This is a genomic window from Arsukibacterium sp. UBA5043, assembly GCA_002415085.1.
In the GTDB taxonomy this organism is placed as follows: Bacteria; Pseudomonadota; Gammaproteobacteria; order Enterobacterales; family Alteromonadaceae; genus Alishewanella.
Genome location: DIBV01000006.1, coordinates 77,680 through 92,726 on the forward strand (window position 1 = coordinate 77,680; position 15,047 = coordinate 92,726).

The 15,047-nt window shown below is 47.7% G+C and carries 19 protein-coding genes; 9 read left to right on the forward strand and 10 right to left on the reverse strand.

The features are described from left to right. Window positions 1-54: 54 nt before the first annotated feature. The 6 genes from nagB to B2Q61_RS06935 form a co-directional block, all read right to left on the reverse strand. Window positions 55-849 (reverse strand): glucosamine-6-phosphate deaminase, encoded by a 795-nt coding sequence (gene nagB, locus B2Q61_RS06910; protein WP_290619342.1) that lies wholly within the window; start codon window positions 847-849, stop codon window positions 55-57. Between the two features lie 102 nt (window positions 850-951). Continuing rightward, window positions 952-1,137: a DUF2256 domain-containing protein gene (locus tag B2Q61_RS06915; RefSeq protein ID WP_349678738.1), complete on the reverse strand. Its 186-nt coding sequence runs from the start codon at window positions 1,135-1,137 to the stop codon at window positions 952-954. Between the two features lie 19 nt (window positions 1,138-1,156). Beyond that, complete coding sequence (locus B2Q61_RS06920) at window positions 1,157-2,032, reverse strand: HDOD domain-containing protein (RefSeq protein WP_290619340.1); 876 nt, start codon at window positions 2,030-2,032, stop codon at window positions 1,157-1,159. Window positions 2,033-2,137: 105 nt separating this feature from the next. Continuing rightward, window positions 2,138-2,614 (reverse strand): hypothetical protein, encoded by a 477-nt coding sequence (locus tag B2Q61_RS06925; RefSeq protein WP_290619338.1) that lies wholly within the window; start codon window positions 2,612-2,614, stop codon window positions 2,138-2,140. Between the two features lie 101 nt (window positions 2,615-2,715). Continuing rightward, window positions 2,716-4,593, reverse strand: coding sequence for a M48 family metallopeptidase (locus B2Q61_RS06930; protein WP_290619336.1), 1,878 nt, complete (start codon window positions 4,591-4,593; stop codon window positions 2,716-2,718). Window positions 4,594-4,599: 6 nt separating this feature from the next. Beyond that, window positions 4,600-5,190: a LemA family protein gene (locus tag B2Q61_RS06935; RefSeq protein ID WP_290619334.1), complete on the reverse strand. Its 591-nt coding sequence runs from the start codon at window positions 5,188-5,190 to the stop codon at window positions 4,600-4,602. 207 nt (window positions 5,191-5,397) lie between these two features. Here B2Q61_RS06935 and glpE point away from each other — a divergent pair, with 207 nt between their 5' ends. Both glpE and glpG read left to right on the forward strand, forming a co-directional pair. After that, a complete protein-coding gene (glpE, locus tag B2Q61_RS06940; RefSeq protein WP_290619332.1) occupies window positions 5,398-5,724 on the forward strand; it encodes a thiosulfate sulfurtransferase GlpE in 327 nt (108 codons plus the stop codon). Continuing rightward, complete coding sequence (gene glpG, locus B2Q61_RS06945) at window positions 5,714-6,535, forward strand: rhomboid family intramembrane serine protease GlpG (protein ID WP_290619330.1); 822 nt, start codon at window positions 5,714-5,716, stop codon at window positions 6,533-6,535. The genes glpE and glpG overlap by 11 nt, the downstream gene beginning before the upstream one ends. Window positions 6,536-6,556: 21 nt before the next feature. Here the strand turns inward: glpG and B2Q61_RS06950 are convergent, their stop codons facing one another. After that, entirely contained in the window at window positions 6,557-6,916 is a 360-nt protein-coding gene (locus tag B2Q61_RS06950; RefSeq protein WP_290619328.1) for a flagellar basal body-associated protein FliL, read from the reverse strand. A gap of 199 nt (window positions 6,917-7,115) precedes the next feature. Between B2Q61_RS06950 and B2Q61_RS06955 the strand changes: the two genes are divergently transcribed. The 3 genes from B2Q61_RS06955 to B2Q61_RS06965 are packed head-to-tail and all read left to right on the forward strand — an operon-like array spanning window position 7,116 to window position 8,982. Next, window positions 7,116-7,637, forward strand: coding sequence for a chorismate--pyruvate lyase family protein (locus B2Q61_RS06955; RefSeq protein WP_290619326.1), 522 nt, complete (start codon window positions 7,116-7,118; stop codon window positions 7,635-7,637). Next, window positions 7,634-8,509 (forward strand): 4-hydroxybenzoate octaprenyltransferase, encoded by an 876-nt coding sequence (ubiA, locus tag B2Q61_RS06960; RefSeq protein ID WP_290619324.1) that lies wholly within the window; start codon window positions 7,634-7,636, stop codon window positions 8,507-8,509. The genes B2Q61_RS06955 and ubiA overlap by 4 nt, the downstream gene beginning before the upstream one ends. 38 nt (window positions 8,510-8,547) lie before the next feature. Beyond that, window positions 8,548-8,982, forward strand: a complete 435-nt coding sequence (locus B2Q61_RS06965; protein WP_290619322.1) for a DUF192 domain-containing protein — start codon at window positions 8,548-8,550, stop codon at window positions 8,980-8,982. Between the two features lie 11 nt (window positions 8,983-8,993). Here B2Q61_RS06965 and B2Q61_RS06970 read toward each other — a convergent pair whose 3' ends face one another. Then, on the reverse strand, window positions 8,994-9,647 hold the full coding sequence (locus tag B2Q61_RS06970) for a 2OG-Fe(II) oxygenase (protein ID WP_290619320.1): 654 nt from the start codon (window positions 9,645-9,647) through the stop codon (window positions 8,994-8,996). Between the two features lie 175 nt (window positions 9,648-9,822). On the opposite strand from B2Q61_RS06970, the gene B2Q61_RS06975 reads away from it, so the two are divergent. After that, the gene (locus B2Q61_RS06975; protein WP_290619318.1) at window positions 9,823-10,413 is read left to right on the forward strand and encodes a DUF3833 domain-containing protein; all 591 of its coding nucleotides are present in this window, start codon (window positions 9,823-9,825) and stop codon (window positions 10,411-10,413) included. On the opposite strand, the gene B2Q61_RS06980 is transcribed toward B2Q61_RS06975, so the two are convergent. Then, entirely contained in the window at window positions 10,410-11,006 is a 597-nt protein-coding gene (locus tag B2Q61_RS06980; protein ID WP_290621858.1) for a DUF4136 domain-containing protein, read from the reverse strand. The two genes, B2Q61_RS06975 and B2Q61_RS06980, sit on opposite strands and share 4 nt — an antisense overlap. Window positions 11,007-11,303: 297 nt before the next feature. On the opposite strand from B2Q61_RS06980, the gene B2Q61_RS06985 reads away from it, so the two are divergent. Both B2Q61_RS06985 and B2Q61_RS06990 read left to right on the forward strand, forming a co-directional pair. Further along, a complete protein-coding gene (locus tag B2Q61_RS06985) occupies window positions 11,304-12,542 on the forward strand; it encodes a hypothetical protein (RefSeq protein ID WP_290619314.1) in 1,239 nt (412 codons plus the stop codon). A 29-nt stretch (window positions 12,543-12,571) separates the two neighbouring features. Further along, window positions 12,572-13,177 (forward strand): YjaG family protein, encoded by a 606-nt coding sequence (locus B2Q61_RS06990; protein WP_290619312.1) that lies wholly within the window; start codon window positions 12,572-12,574, stop codon window positions 13,175-13,177. Here B2Q61_RS06990 and rsmD read toward each other — a convergent pair. After that, window positions 13,174-13,767 carry a 16S rRNA (guanine(966)-N(2))-methyltransferase RsmD gene (gene rsmD / locus B2Q61_RS06995; RefSeq protein ID WP_290619310.1) on the reverse strand — a complete coding sequence of 198 codons (594 nt, stop codon included), beginning with the start codon at window positions 13,765-13,767 and terminating at the stop codon, window positions 13,174-13,176. The genes B2Q61_RS06990 and rsmD overlap by 4 nt on opposite strands. Window positions 13,768-13,848: 81 nt before the next feature. Between rsmD and ftsY the strand changes: the two genes are divergently transcribed. After that, on the forward strand, window positions 13,849-15,045 hold the full coding sequence (ftsY, locus tag B2Q61_RS07000) for a signal recognition particle-docking protein FtsY (RefSeq protein ID WP_290619308.1): 1,197 nt from the start codon (window positions 13,849-13,851) through the stop codon (window positions 15,043-15,045). The last annotated feature ends 2 nt before the right edge of the window (window positions 15,046-15,047 follow it).

Consider the following 15,047-nt stretch of genomic DNA (forward strand, 5'->3'; position numbering starts at 1 on the left):
CGCTGGCGAAAGAATTGAAGGCGCTATTGTAGCCTTAACCAAACATATTGGATATTACTGCTGCTTTAAACGTTTAAGCAGCGCCTGATTTTCCCGCTCGATATGACGATAAAATTCAATATCCGCTAATTCAGATGCTGCTGCTTCATCCAGTACTATTGTTGCCTGCTGGTGTAATTGCAGTGCTGAAGCCGGGCATGCAGCAGCCAGCGGACCTTCTATCATCGCTTTAACAGCGCTGGCTTTAGTGACGCCGGTAGCCAGTAGCACAATTTTTCTGGCGTCAAGGATAGTTCCTATCCCCATGGTGATGGACAGATGCGGCTGGTAGTCGCCAGTTTGAAAAAAACGGGCATTATCGGCAATAGTTGCAGCTGTCAAAGTTTTAATGCGGGTACGGGAACGCAGACCTGAGGATGGCTCATTAAAACCAATATGGCCATTTCGGCCTAAGCCCAAAAGCTGCAAATCGATGCCTCCGGCTGCGATAATTTGCTGCTCGTAGCGGGCGCATGCTGCTACCGGATCTGCTGCCGCCCCATCGGGTATGGCGGTATTTTCTGGCAAAATATCAATATGATTAAATAAATGCTGCTGCATAAAGTAGCGGTAGCTTTGTGGATGCTCACTATTTAACCCGAGATACTCGTCCAGATTGAACGTTTTTGCGCAAGCAAATGACACTTGCTGCTGCTGATTGGCAGCGATAAGCAAATGGTATAGTGCTAAGGGGGTGGAACCCGTGGCTAAGCCCAGCACTGAATCCGGTTTAGCCGATAGCTGATCGATAAAAAGTGTTGCCCCATATTCTGCAACACAGTTTGCGGTGGGTAAAATCACAATGTGCATCTGACCGCCCTGCTAAAAGTGACACGAAATGTTGAGTTACCAGGTAACTCCCTTACTAAAGGTAACAGACGTCACGCTCGGTGATAACGCTGTTATATGAGGTTATCCGCTTTTTTTATCAGTAGGCAGGACCGCTGGAGTAACTATGGGGCCTGATTTGCTGCGACGACAGCGTTCAGAGCAATAAATAACCTGTTGCCAGTTATACTGCCATTTTTTACGCCAGCTAAACGGACGCTGGCAGCCGGGGCAAATTTTACTTGGCAAAAAAAGCTTACGATGCACCACAGGTAGCGCTCAGATTGGGCTAGTTGAGACTGTATACGGTTTGAATATCCTGATGGTGCAAAATTTCAGCAAAATCTGGCAGGCTCAGGCTGTCAAGCTCCAGTACGTCCAGAATAGCACCGCTGTAATTTTGCCACTCGGGATCAACATTGATGCTATACAACAATCTACTTTCGCCACTGAAAAACTCAGCCAGCTTTAGCAGGGCGAATAATTGCTGTTCGTAGTCATTGTCTGATTGCAGAATAATCGCCGGGCTATGATGGTAGGCAATCACATTGCACAATTCTGGCGTTAATCCCCAGGACTGAGCAATAAGAAATCCCAGGACTTCATGACATGTCTGAAAGTGCTGTTCTTCAATTTCGCTATGCCCCCGGCCTGCTTGCAGTCCTTGTTGCATCAAATTTGGGTAAAGCGGCGCTTGTCCACTAATCAGGGCAATACCGGCATTATGAAATAAGCCAAGACTATAGCAATCGTCCTGAGCTGCCTGGCTAAGGTTAAAGTGCTTCGCCAGCGCCATAGCAATAGTAGCGGTATGCAGGGCACTGCTCCATAACCGCTGATTAAAAGGATCTTGCCGGCCTTCAGCCAGGGTAAAGCGCAGTAAAATACTACGAACCAAGGCGACAACCCGGCTCAGACCTAGATATTTACAGGCATGTTCAATCGAGGTTATTTTCTGACGTAAGCCAAAAAATGCAGAGTTAACCACTTTTAACGTAAATCCGGCAATACCCACATCCAGATTAATTAACGCGGCTATCCGGCTAATACTAGGATCGCTTTTCGCAAGCTGCTGCTGAATATGCTGCAAAATTTCAGGTCGTGGCGGAATCGTAAAACCGTTTAACGCCCGCTCAATTAAGGCCATATCAAGGGCTGTAGTCATTGCGGTGGCTCCGTCTGCTGGCCTGTTAGTTTACCGATATTCGATATAGTAAAAGAATAAAGTGAAAATGCAATCCGTGAAAACGGGGAGAACTCAGCTGTTTATCTAAGAATCCAGATAAGGTCGTCCCACCATAAGCTGCTGGGCCAGTAAAAGTTCGCTTTGCTTATCTTTTAGCTGTAAATCATTAAACTGAACATCAAATTGGATAAGATCTTCATCGGGCAGGCTCAGCGCTACTAGCTTATCAGGAACCTGGTTAACCTGCCGATAGGCATTTATCGCAACCTGCGCTGCCTGTTCCATCAGGGTTAAAAACTGCCCCAGTGGATAGTGTTGAAAAATTTCAGCATCCAGGTGAGCCCAGCCCAGCAAATCGCCACTGATACTACCATCAGCATGATCGGTAAATAGCATAGAAACCGCCGGGCAAGCCGGGTTTTCGCCAGCGGTAAACTGGGTAACATCCGCTTCACTAAATAACAGTACGAAGCCAAAGCCAGGGCAGCCTTCTGCATCCATATCGTCGAACGAGGCATCGTATAAAAGAAATAAGCGATTATCTGACAGATTATCGGACACAGGGCCTCCAGATTTAAACAATAACCAGCTATTTTACCTTAGCTGGTCGCTGGGCTAAACCCCTAAAACAGATTTTTCTGAAAAGGCAAAAACGGCAACCTTTAGTCTGTTGCTGTACCGGGCTGCCAGGGCATTTCCAGTAATAAGGCAAGCGCGACCAACAAGGCCTGCTCATTATCCGTTTCCAGTTTATCTGCTGCTACCGCAGCCAGGATAGCCCGCCAGATCTGCTGCTTTAGCAGCGGCGCAGCACCCAGCAAGTCATTAAGATGGGTGGTTAATGTCGTCAATTGGCTGACAGGTCTTGGGGTATTTTCTGCAAGCCCCAGGCTTGTTAATCCTGCCAACCAGGCTTGCTGACATGACACCGGGTCGCCGGCAGCGTCCGCCACAGCAGCTAGCAGCGTTAAAACGGGGATTTGCACGGCAGTAAACTCTGTTTGTCTGGAACCTCTGATCTGCGGTTTGGGGGTAAAGTGACTGGCTACCGTATGTTCAATAAACTGAGTCACTATCCACTCTGGCAATGATAACTGCTGATCTGCAGCAATCAGGGCCTGGATAAGTTGCTCAAACTGAGCAAACTGCTGGTGGCTAAGCTGTTTTAATGCCGGGATGGTGCGCTGCAATAATTGCACTTGCAACGGCAGGCGTAAGCGCTGTACCGCATCAATAAGCTGATCAACATGTTGCAGCAGTTCCAGTGAACCTTGCTCTTTTATCAGTTTGATTTGTTCGGCTTCAACACCGGGGTTCTGAAGCAGCAAAGTGCAAACAATAGCCTGAGCCTGCAGCGGTTGGCGGCTATGTTGGATTAATAATAAAGGTAAAGCCGCAACGGCCTGCATCATCTTTTGGTTATCTGGTTGAGCTTTTTCTGGCTCAGCCGTGTGGTCAGGGCGGGAGGTGTCAACCTCTGCAGCAGCATCAACCTGGCTTATCGGACTGGGAAATTTTCCATTCCATTGCGGTTCTAAGCGTTTTATCCGCTTAGCCAAAGGGGGATGTGTCGAAAAAATGCTGGCCCAGCGGGAGATCGCCTCGCCAAAAAATAAATGACTATTTTCATCGGCATTACGATTACTAATACGGGTGCCTGCACTGTGTGAACCAATCCGCTTTAATGCGCCAGCAATTCCCCTGGGGTTACGGCTGAATTGAACCGCTGAGGCATCGGCCAGATATTCGCGTTGCCTGCTTACGGCAGCTTTTATCAGGTTGCCAAAAAAAGAGCCCAAATAACCTATTACCACCAGGCCAAGCGCGATTGCCAGCAGGCCGCCACCATTTTTATTTTTTCTGCTACCGCTGCTTCGACCAATCCGCCTGCTGGATGTACTGCCGGAGCGCAGCATAAAGTAGCCTATATGCCCTAAAAACAAAATACCGTTTAAAATGGCTATCATCCGGATATTCATCCGCATATCACCATTTAAAATATGGCTGAACTCGTGTGCTATCACCCCTTGCAGCTCGTCACGATTTAGCTGCTCCACGCAACCACGGGTTACCCCGATTACGGCATCTGCCGGGCTGTAACCTGCAGCAAACGCGTTAATACCTTTCTCGGGTAATAAATACACCGGTGGTACCGGCACATTGGCGGCGATAGCCATTTCTTCAACGACATTTAACAGACGCCGTTCCAGCGGGTCACTACTGGCAGTATCAATCCGTTGGCCACCAAGGCTGGTTGCAACTACTTTACCGCCGCCTTTAAGCTGTTGCCATTTTAACAGCACCGCAATACCGACAGCGATAATAACGCTGATGCTGGTAACCAATACTGCAGACCATGGCAGGTTTTGCGCTAACGTTGCCGGGTTGTCGATCCGTTGCAGGTCAACCAGACCAAGGCCCACTAATACCAGGGCGTTGGTTAGCAGTAGTAGCAACGCAACTGCAAGGGTAAATAGCGATATCAGGATCCGGGTGTTCCGTCTTGCTAAATCTTGTTGGCTGAAAAAGTCAGTGGCCATGCGTTATCAGAAACTGACTTTTGGTGCAGCCTGAATTAACTTACTATCTTCAAACTCTAGCAGGGTAGCATCGGTAGCGTGGCCGAATGTGGCAGCAACCAGTACCGGCGGAAAGCTTTGTTTGTAAGTATTGTATTCAGTCACCGCATCGTTAAACGCCTGGCGGGCAAAGGCAACCCGGTTTTCGGTACTGGTAAGCTCTTCAGATAATTGCATCATATTTTGATTGGCCTTCAGATCCGGGTACGCTTCCATCACCATATTCAGTCGGCCCATTGCACTTTGCAACGCACCCTCTGCCCCTGCAAGCTGGCTGATAGCCCCTGCGTCGCCGGGATTATTGGCCGCTACTTTCAGCCCGGCCATCGCTGCATTGCGCGCACTTATCACCGCTTCCAGGGTTTCCCGTTCATGAGACATGTAGGCTTTGGCTGTTTCAACTAAATTGGGGATTAAATCATAGCGACGCTTTAACTGTACTTCTATTTGAGCAAAAGCGTTCTGAAAACGATTTTTTAGTTTAACAAGTTGATTAAAAATACTGATGACATAGAAAATAATGACGGCAAGAACGACAAGTAAAATAAGTAAATTCATGATGGATCCCAGACACAATATATTAATGCCAACATTGTTAACAATAGTTTAATTGAATGTCCAGCCTTTCTTGCTAAGTAACGGCCAAAACGCTTAAAGCACAGAGGTTGCCTCTGAGACACTGGCTGCTATTTGCTGATCAGTGCGTTATTATAACGCCACTATTTTTAGACCACTATGTTCATACCACTATGACCGGGAGCAGAAATGACCGATTTTCACCATATATCCGTTGCAGATACCGCTGCCATGTTGTCACAGCAGAAGGTGATCATTGCTGATATTCGCGATGAGCAAAGTTTCGCCAATGGCCATATTTCAGGGGCCTACCATTTGAATAACGGTAGTCTGAGCCAATTTATGCAACAGGTTGAATTTGACCAGCCAGTTATCGTCGTTTGCTACCATGGCAACTCCAGTCAGGGCGCTGCTCAATATCTGGCTCAGCAGGGTTTTGAAAAAGTGTACAGTATGGATGGAGGCTTTAGTCAATGGCAGCAGTCGCAGCCCTTTGAGCGCAGTAATGATGCATAAACTGGCTGAAATTAATAATCTGCCAGCAGCCTTATTGTTTACGGACTATTGCCAGAGTAAGGGGCTGCACGTGATCGCTGAGCCGGTAGGTAATGGCGCCATCCAGTTGTATTGTGACGAAGATTGCAAAGAGCAGGTAACGGATTTACTAAAAGAGTTTATTGCCGAGCCGGGTCATCCGCGTTATCAGGCGGCAGCATGGCAACGTAGTCAGCCTGTTACCCAAAGCGGGCAGCGCAACTTTTCCGTGCCTTGGCAAAAAGCGCTTAGCAACCCAGTCACCGTGCTGATTTTAGGGTTATGCTTGCTGGTCTACGCCTGGCTGCAGCTTGACTTCCGGGGCGCAACAGCCAGTTTGCAACTTACAGCGCCGGCGCAGCTTTGGCGTTGGTTTACCCCTGCATTATTACATTTCACAGCCACTCACCTGGTGTTTAATTTACTGTGGTGGCTGTTGCTGGCCGCAGCACTGGAACGCCAGTTCGGCAGCATCCGGTTACTTAATTTTACCGTGCTAACTGCCGTGATTTCTAACGCGGCCCAGTTTTTTCTGGTCGGCACTAATTTCGGCGGCTTGTCGGGTGTGGTGTATGCACTTTTTGGTTTTTGCTGGTTGAGTCAGAAACGTTATCCGATGTCGCGGCCACTGATCAGTGACGCCCTGGCAATTTTTATGGTGGTGTGGTTATTGCTCGGATTTGCTGATGTGCTATGGATCAGCATGGCAAACTGGGCACATCTGGCAGGAATGCTGACTGGTTTAATTCTGGCGTTGCTGATTAAACCGCCGGGAGTGACTCCTAAAAGGTGAGCTCAGATAACCGATGCCAGTTCACTGATAAAGATATTTGGTAAAGAGTAAGTCTTTGATGATCGTGTCACCGGTTTCTTTTTTCAGTACCTCCTGCAGTCGGGTCAAAATCGTCGTGCGGATCTCCTCTCTGCCGGTCAACGATTTCACTTTGTCTTCTGTTTGTTTGCTCAGAATGCCAATAATGGTATCGAGAATAAGAGGTTCATGGTGCTCTATCGCGTTCAGAAAACGTTTGTCGGTGACCATTAACTCAACGGTCACTCTGACATAACCAAGGCTGCGGCGACTTTCTGATACGTAATTGGTAACGATATCCGGATCAAAGCCATAATAAACAAACTCTGCTTCCTGCTGCCGGGCACTCACTGGTGATTGCATTATGAGCAAAGCTGAAAGTACAAGAACGAGAAATTTCATGTTGCCCTACCTTGGGTTGTCTCAGGGAATTCTTTGTTAACCTTAGTGTTTTACTTAATGCTTTACCAGTTTAATTAGCTGCCGCCCTAAGTTTTTTCAGCTGAAAAGGCTGGCCGAACTTGTTATCATTCGACCATATTATTGCAATCTGAGTATTTCAGTGACCAACCCCGCTATTTCATTAGCTACTGACTGGCAATTGGCCAGTACTGTCGTGTTACCGGCGGTGCTTAAAGAGTGGTTGCTAGAGCCAGCTTCTCTTACTGCTCGGTTAAAAAGTCGTGCCTGCGATTTTAAGCTGCAAGTGCTGCAGCAGCAAGAGCAGACGTTACCCGATTTTATCAAGCCGTTGTTGCCCGGTAATAATCTTGCCCAATGTCGGGAAGTATTAATGTCATGTAACCGGCTGCCTTGTATCTATGCACAAAGCTGGCTGCCTTTGCCGACATTAGCTGCGCTGCAACCTTTGGCTCAACTGGGTGAAAAGCCCCTGGGAGAAGTCATTTTTCAGCAACCACATGTCAGACGCAGCGAAATAGAGGTGGCGAGGGTAAAGTTAACGCATCCTTTGACGGCAGCTGTTGCTTCAGGTGAGTACTGGGCCCGACGTTCTGTGTTTACCCTGGCGGGGCAGCCACTACTGGTCGCTGAAGTGTTTCTCGATGGTGTTTTGGCGTTATGAACTGGCAACTTAGCTGGCAGCGTTGGCCAGAATATCGACTATTAATGCGGCTGGAGAAACCAATAGGGATCTATTTGTTACTCTGGCCCACCTGGTGGGCGCTCTGGCTTGCTGCCCGGGGAGTACCGGATATTGGTCTGTTGTTGGTTTTCAGTGTTGGGGTAATACTGATGCGCTCCGCTGGCTGTGTAATAAATGATTATGCCGATCGTAACTTTGACGGCCAGGTAGAGCGCACGGCAATGCGCCCCCTGGCAAAGGGTAGCGTTAGTGCTACAGAGGCCTTGCAGTTATTTACGTTGCTGGTTGGGTTAAGTGCATGCTTATTATTTTGGTTAAACTGGCAGACGATGTTGTTGTCACTGGTGGCGGTAATACTGGCCGCTATTTATCCGTTTATGAAACGCTACACCCATTTTCCGCAAGTCGTGCTGGGAGCCGCTTTCAGCTGGGGCATGCCAATGGCGTTTATGGCCATTCAGTTGCAATTGCCAGCGCTGGTCTGGTATTTGTATCTGGCGAATTTATGTTGGACTGTGGCTTACGATACCTACTATGCCATGGTGGATAAACCGGACGATTTAAAAGCAGGGATAAAATCAACCGCGATATTGTTTGGTAAGCACGTGCTGGTAACCATTTTGCTGCTGCAACTTTTAACCTTGCTGCTACTGGGGTATGTTGGTGTACTGGCGCAACTTAGCATGGTGTACTATGCGGCGCTGGTATGTTGTAGCCTGGCGTTTATATATCAGTATCGGTTAGCCAGACAAAGCCGTGCCGGATGCTTTCAGGCATTTTTGGATAATCATTATGTTGGATTGCTGGTTTTCAGTGGTATCGCCCTGCATTACTACATTACAGGCAGTTAATCGCGCATTTGCTTGCTAACTTATTTCAGGTATTTAAGATGAAGAAACCCATTTTAGCTCTATTATTGTCGATGTTAGCTGTGAATGCCTGTGCCGAACCCCAGCAGATCCCGCAGGTGACTTTTCCAACAGCCAACATTCTGATTGCTGGCATGCAACGTCAGGTTCAGCTGGCTGATACTCCTGCGTTACGTGAGCGCGGGCTAATGTTTCAGCAATGTGCCGATAAAGGAATGTTGTTACTTTATCCTGAACCAAGGCTTATCAGCTTGTGGATGCGCAATACTGATTTAGCTCTGGATGTGGCGTTTATTGACCCACAATGGCGAATTATGGCGATAAAGCAACTTCATCCACTTGATGAGACACCGGTATCCGCGCCGTCAGCAGCCCTGGCCGCCCTGGAAATGCCACGAGGTTGGTTTGCTGAGCGCAATATTGAGGTCGGGCAAACGCTGACACTTATCCGCTAAACGGCTTCAGCTTAGCGGCTGGGGTCAACCACACCGTTGATACTATTATTATGGCGGAACCAGCCCGCAATACTATAACGGTCGTCGATCGCGGGTAGTACTTCATGAGCAAACCGTTCACTTTCAAATAGTACCAGGGTACCCGCTTGTGGCGTAATACGGGTCAGTATGGCGTCATCAGGGCCGTACAATACTAACTCACCGCCAACCCCGACATTATTTAAATAGCTTACCGTGGTCAGCACCCGATTAGAGCGGCCGCTGAAGGCGTCAACATGTTTTTGATAAAAGTCACCGTGCTGGTAGCGGGAAAAATGACATTCAAAATCAAATAAGCCCAGAAAAAACTGTCGGTTTAGCTGTACCTGTAATTGCTGCATTAAACGCAGGTAATCTTGCTGGCCGACACTTATGGCGTCAAACCAATGTGTTTTATCACGGCGGATCTGCTGGTTAACAATGTAATCATTTGCCCGGCCGACACCGGCTGGCGTCAGATTGGCGTCAAAACGTGCTTCATCCAGTAATAACTGATTTAAGTTGCCAGGTAAAAACGCCGGCATGACGACCCAGCCATGTTGGTAAAACTGGCCCAGAATCTCTTCGTTATGAATAACGTTAATAGTCGGGTCTCTTTCATCATAAGACACCATTGGATCTGGCATAGTAAACTCCCCGTGACACAGTGGTGCGTTGTAAGGGGTTGCTGGTCGCCTGTCTAACAAAAAAAACTTGTCTTCAGGATAAGTAATTCAGCTTAGCAAGATAATCACCATACTGAGCTAAAGCAAAGCTAACTGCGTAATGTCTGCTAAAGTTGAATAATACAAGGAGCACAATATGCAAAAGCTTTTCTGGCGCAAAGCCTTACTTACAGCAAGCTTGGCAACACTTGCGGGGTGCAGCCAGTCTATTTCTGATTACAAACAACTGACACCAGAGCTTGCACTTGACCAATTTTTTCTGGGCTCTGGCCGTGCATACGGGGTAATGCATAATTGGCGTGGCCAGCAAAGCGTCCGTTTTGTTGCCGATCTTTGTGGCGAATGGCAGCAGGAGCAGGGCGATTTATATGAAGTTTTTTATTTTAGCGATGGCCGGGTAGAGCAAAGGCATTGGCAGTTAACCCAAAGTGCTGACGGCAGAATAACGGGCACTGCCGGCGACGTAGTAGGTGAAGCGACCGGCCAGCTGGCGGGCAATAGTTTATACTGGCAGTACGTGCTGCGGATCCCCTATGACGGCGATACTCTGGATGTTACGGTGAAAGACTGGCTGCATCTGGTTGATGAAAAAAACCTGATAAACCGCACGACATTGCACAAATTTGGTTTTAAAGTAGCTGAGCTTACGTTATCGATTCAGCAACTTGATACAACGGCCGATTGCGCCGCGTTAAAGCAACAAGTTGCTGAAATTGCAGCAGGTTAGTTTTTCTGAGTAGGGAGATTTTCAAAAATCAAAGCAACAGTGCGGGCGGCTGCTTCGCGCGGTTGCTCCAAATCTTCTTGTTTTAACGTCCCTTCAGCAATGCCTTCCCACACTAATCGCCGTTCAGAGGCATCAACCAAATCAATATTTACCGTGCCTACCTTGTAATGAACTGTATTAACATCATTGCTGTAAACCGGGAAACCAGCATAAACAATACCACGACGATAGTGATAATAACCATAATGGTAACTGGTCGTCGGAACGCTGCGGGTTTCTGACCGATTTGCTACATTAGAATTAAAATTAACCAATAATTGCGGATCTGACTCCACGTAGCGAAATCCACGCGCAGTCAGTTCTGAGCGAATGGCATCTTTAAAATGCTGGGTGACCAGCGTGGTATAACCAGCTCGGTCGGTTGCTAACTCCTCGACAAAGGAGAATGTTTGATACTGGTTAAAATTAATATCCGTGGCTTGGTCAGAGCGTACGGTAGGTTTACTACTGCAAGCAGCTAATATAAGTGTCAGCACAGTAGCAGTTAAAAATTTACGGTTAAGCATTACGCTTGAAATTTTTTTTGTCATCATTTGTTCCTCTGAGTACACCTTGCAATCTAAGACACGCTGTTCGTTATTAAGTTGCGTTGAGTTTAGTATGGTTTTAGCGGGCTAAAGTAAGTAAACTTTTCAGTGCCGATGTTAATTTGCCAATCCTGATATTTATTAAGGCATACGAAGTGTGATAAAAGGGTTGAGGACAAAATATACAATAGCGTTAGCTATCATTCTCAACTCATATTACACTCTTTGATAACGTGCGGCAGGGATCTCGGCACAACATTGATAGTATACAGCCGGGGCGGCTGTTTAATTCGAGACCAGAACATGAATGCAGTGAAAAAAAATAATAATAACAACGAGCAACAGCTCGCAGCAGAATTGGAAAATCAAGCGCAGCAACAGCTTGCCGCTAGTCTGGCCGACTTCGGCAAGCAGCTGATGAATGAACAGCAGCAGTTGTTGCAAGGCTATAGCGCCCAGATCCTGGCAAAATCTCAAAGCCAGTGGCAGCAACGGTTAATCGAACAGGAACAGGCTTACCAGAAACTGTTTAAAGACTGGCAGCAGACGAAACAACAACTCGATTTAGCGACGCCAGTTGCTACCGCTGATAATCAGGAATTGGCTGATTTGCAGCAGAAATCAGCAGAAACAGCCAGGCAAATAGCAACGTTGGCTGCCGAACTGAAAAAAGCTCAGCAACATAATAGCTCGCTAAGTGAACGTGAAGTCGGTCTTGAACAGCAGTTGGCTGAATTGACCAAAGAACTGGAGTTTGAGCAGCACAAAACCCGGCATGCTGAGCAAGCACTACAAACTGCACAGCAAAGCGCGGCCGATCCGGAAGAACTTGCCCAATTACATTCAGAACTTGAACAAGCCCGAGCTCAAGCTCATGAGAGCAAGCTGGCTTTACAGCAAATGAAAACCAGTTTACAGCAACAGCAGCATGAGGCGCAGCATAACGAGCAACAACTGACCGAACTGACTGCAAGCTATCAGGCGTTGCAACAAACCGCCGCAGAACAAACGCAGGCACAGCAGGATAAATTACAGGCGCTGGCAATAAGTCAGCAGCAAGTACGTGATTTGGAGCAACAGCTGGCAGAACGCAACCAGCTACTTGATGAGCAGCAACAGCAGCATGATGAGTTAAAAGCGCAGCTTGCTGAACTACAAGCCCACAGCGAAGCACTGCAAAATCAGATTAATGAGTTTGAACAACATCGCAGCGAGCTGGCAGATAGTAGCGCTGAGCTTGGCTCAGAGTTGACGCGTTTACAGGCTGAGTTTGTCAATATCAACGAGCTGTTAACCCAAAGCCAAAGCCGAGGTAAGAAACTGGAAAGTCAGTTAGACCATGCGGTAAACCGCCAGCAAGCGGCCGAGCAAAAGCAACAGTATGAAGCCGACCAAAGCCGTGAAATGATACGGCAACTCCGCTCACAGCTTGCTGAGCAGGACGAGATGAACCAGCAGCATACCAGCGAGCTGGAACAAAAGATTATGGAATACAAACTTAAGTTTGAGTATGCTCAAAAACAACTGGCCGTATCGGGTTAACGCCAGCCTTTAATCCGCTCAGGAGTGGTATGAAACAAAAAGCAAATAACTTCCAGTTGATGCGTGATCTGGGGTTTTATCAACAGGCTGCAATTGCAGCCTGTTTGCTTGAACGCATGTTACCGAATTATCAGTTGTTTAGCGAAGTGAGTGAGTTTGGCGATGCTGCTGCGCTCAGACATATGCTGGATTTAAGCTGGGAGTGGTTAACGGTAAAAAAAGCTAAAATTAATTTTCCCCGGCTGGCAGAAGAACTTGAGCCATTGATCCCGGAAGTTAATCATTTTCCAATGTTTGGCGTATATCCGGCAGTAGATTGTGCCACCGCGTTGGACGCTATGTTCAATGGTATCAGCCAGCAAGATAGCGGCGAATTTATTAATGTAGCCAAAATATCTCAGGCTACCGTGGCACGCCTGATTGAGCATCAGGCTGAAGATGAAGATATCACCAGTGAGAATGAGCTAAAAAAGCATGTCCGGGACCATCCACTGATGGCCTATGAAATGGAATGCCTGGCCGAACTTATCGAGTTGGTCAGCCCGATGAAGCAGATAGAGCGTGAACAAATGCTGCAATTAAAAGCCTGGGTACAGCAGCAGGGCCTGACCAATCTTGGGATGGAGTTAACCTAGGACGACGTTGTCCACAACCTGTAAGCCAGTTGCCCGGCAATTTTTTCTTTTAAGAGTTGCCAGGTGGCGGGAATTTCTGTCAGCGGTAACTCTTTTTCAGTTTCCAGATAAATCAAAGCATTGGCGCTTAGCCATCCACCTTGCTCCAACAGCTGACAACAAGGGATAGCCAGGTTTTGGCGAAAAGGGGGGTCAACCAATACTATCTGGTACTGGCGGCTTGCCGGCTGTGACAAATAACGTAAACAATCGTTGTTTATCACTTCAGCCTGGCTGGCATTTAAACTGGTTAGTAGCGTCTGCAGCCGTTTGGCCTGAGCTGAATCTTTTTCGACCAGGGTGGCAAAACCCGCATAGCGCGACAACGCTTCGAACGCAAGCGCACCAGAGCCGCTGAAGCAGTCAAGTACAATGCTGTCGCTGATATCGTGCATTAACCAGTTAAATAGTGTTTCTTTCACCCGGTCGGTGGTGGGGCGCAGGCCGGTAACGTCGGCGACAGGCAAACGGCGGCCCCGCCACTGACCGCTGATAATCCGGACAAAACCGGGCTGGCCGGTTTTACTTTTAGCGGTTTTAGCTTGTTTCATCGTTTCCGTTTTGCCTGCGAGTTAAAGGTGATAGTATTAGCAGTAATTTTATCCTGAATACTGCCTTCGACACAAAAGCTTATGACAAAACAGAAAAATCTTTTCTCCTGGCTTGGCCTGGGTAAAAAAACAACACCATCTGAAACAGAGCCCACACAGCAACCTGTTGAACCTACCCAGGATGCTGAGAGCTCTTCTGCGCAGATTACTACTGAGCCAGCGCCAGAACAAGCTGCAAAAGCACCGGCGCAGCCAGCTGAAGCGGCAACAGAAAAACATGCTCCCATCGCGTCTGAGAATAGCTTGATGCCGCCTGTTACCAGAAACGAAACGGTGTCGGAATCACCGGCAAAAAAAGCCGGTTTTTTTAGCCGGTTAAAGCAGGGCCTTGCTAAAACCAGTCAGAATCTTGGCGATGGTCTTGCCGGATTGTTCAGTGGCAAGAAAATTGATGATGAGTTGTATGAAGAACTGGAAACCCAGTTGCTGATGGCTGATGTTGGCATGGACACTACTCAACAATTGATCGCGCAACTTACCCAGCATGCCAACCGCAAAGCGTTGAAAGATGCAGGCCTACTGTTTAATCAGTTGCAACTGGATATGGCAGCACTACTGACCAAAGTTGAACAACCTTTGGTGGCAAGTAATCCTGCGGGGCCCTTTGTTATTTTAATGGTGGGGGTCAATGGTGTGGGTAAAACCACAACCATTGGTAAAATGGCTCAGCAGTTCCGCCAGCAAGGTAAATCTGTAATTTTGGCTGCCGGTGATACTTTCCGCGCGGCGGCGGTAGAGCAACTGCAAGTCTGGGGTGAACGCAATTCGATTCCGGTAATAGCACAGCATACAGGAGCTGACAGCGCCTCAGTAATTTTTGATGCTTATCAGGCAGCAAAAGCTCGCAAGGTTGATATTTTAATTGCTGACACAGCGGGTCGCTTGCAAAACAAAGCCCATCTAATGGACGAGCTGAAAAAAATTGTCCGGGTACTGCAGAAAATTGATGGCGCCGCACCGCATGAAGTCATGCTGACACTCGATGCAGGTACTGGTCAGAATGCGTTGAGTCAAGCAAAGTTATTTAATGAAGCGGTGCCATTGACAGGGATCACTCTGACAAAACTGGATGGCACCGCCAAAGGTGGTGTTATTTTTGCTATTGCTAACCAGTTTACGGTACCCATCCGGTACATTGGGGTAGGTGAAGCTATCGACGATTTACGCCAGTTCAACAGCCAGGATTTTATCAAAGCCTTATTTAGTAAGGAATACTAACC

Bases quoted from the DNA above. Each gene is read 5' to 3' on its own strand.
- nagB (WP_290619342.1), bottom strand. From the start codon at position 849: ATGCACATTGTGATTTTACCCACCGCAAACTGTGTTGCAGAATATGGG.
- B2Q61_RS06920 (WP_290619340.1), bottom strand. From the start codon at position 2,032: ATGACTACAGCCCTTGATATGGCCTTAATTGAGCGGGCGTTAAACGGT.
- B2Q61_RS06930 (WP_290619336.1), bottom strand. From the start codon at position 4,593: ATGGCCACTGACTTTTTCAGCCAACAAGATTTAGCAAGACGGAACACC.
- B2Q61_RS06935 (WP_290619334.1), bottom strand. From the start codon at position 5,190: ATGAATTTACTTATTTTACTTGTCGTTCTTGCCGTCATTATTTTCTAT.
- glpE (WP_290619332.1), top strand. From the start codon at position 5,398: ATGACCGATTTTCACCATATATCCGTTGCAGATACCGCTGCCATGTTG.
- glpG (WP_290619330.1), top strand. From the start codon at position 5,714: ATGATGCATAAACTGGCTGAAATTAATAATCTGCCAGCAGCCTTATTG.
- B2Q61_RS06950 (WP_290619328.1), bottom strand. From the start codon at position 6,916: ATGCAATCACCAGTGAGTGCCCGGCAGCAGGAAGCAGAGTTTGTTTAT.
- ubiA (WP_290619324.1), top strand. From the start codon at position 7,634: ATGAACTGGCAACTTAGCTGGCAGCGTTGGCCAGAATATCGACTATTA.
- B2Q61_RS06965 (WP_290619322.1), top strand. From the start codon at position 8,548: ATGAAGAAACCCATTTTAGCTCTATTATTGTCGATGTTAGCTGTGAAT.
- B2Q61_RS06970 (WP_290619320.1), bottom strand. From the start codon at position 9,647: ATGCCAGATCCAATGGTGTCTTATGATGAAAGAGACCCGACTATTAAC.
- B2Q61_RS06975 (WP_290619318.1), top strand. From the start codon at position 9,823: ATGCAAAAGCTTTTCTGGCGCAAAGCCTTACTTACAGCAAGCTTGGCA.
- B2Q61_RS06980 (WP_290621858.1), bottom strand. From the start codon at position 11,006: ATGATGACAAAAAAAATTTCAAGCGTAATGCTTAACCGTAAATTTTTA.
- B2Q61_RS06985 (WP_290619314.1), top strand. From the start codon at position 11,304: ATGAATGCAGTGAAAAAAAATAATAATAACAACGAGCAACAGCTCGCA.
- B2Q61_RS06990 (WP_290619312.1), top strand. From the start codon at position 12,572: ATGAAACAAAAAGCAAATAACTTCCAGTTGATGCGTGATCTGGGGTTT.
- rsmD (WP_290619310.1), bottom strand. From the start codon at position 13,767: ATGAAACAAGCTAAAACCGCTAAAAGTAAAACCGGCCAGCCCGGTTTT.
- ftsY (WP_290619308.1), top strand. From the start codon at position 13,849: ATGACAAAACAGAAAAATCTTTTCTCCTGGCTTGGCCTGGGTAAAAAA.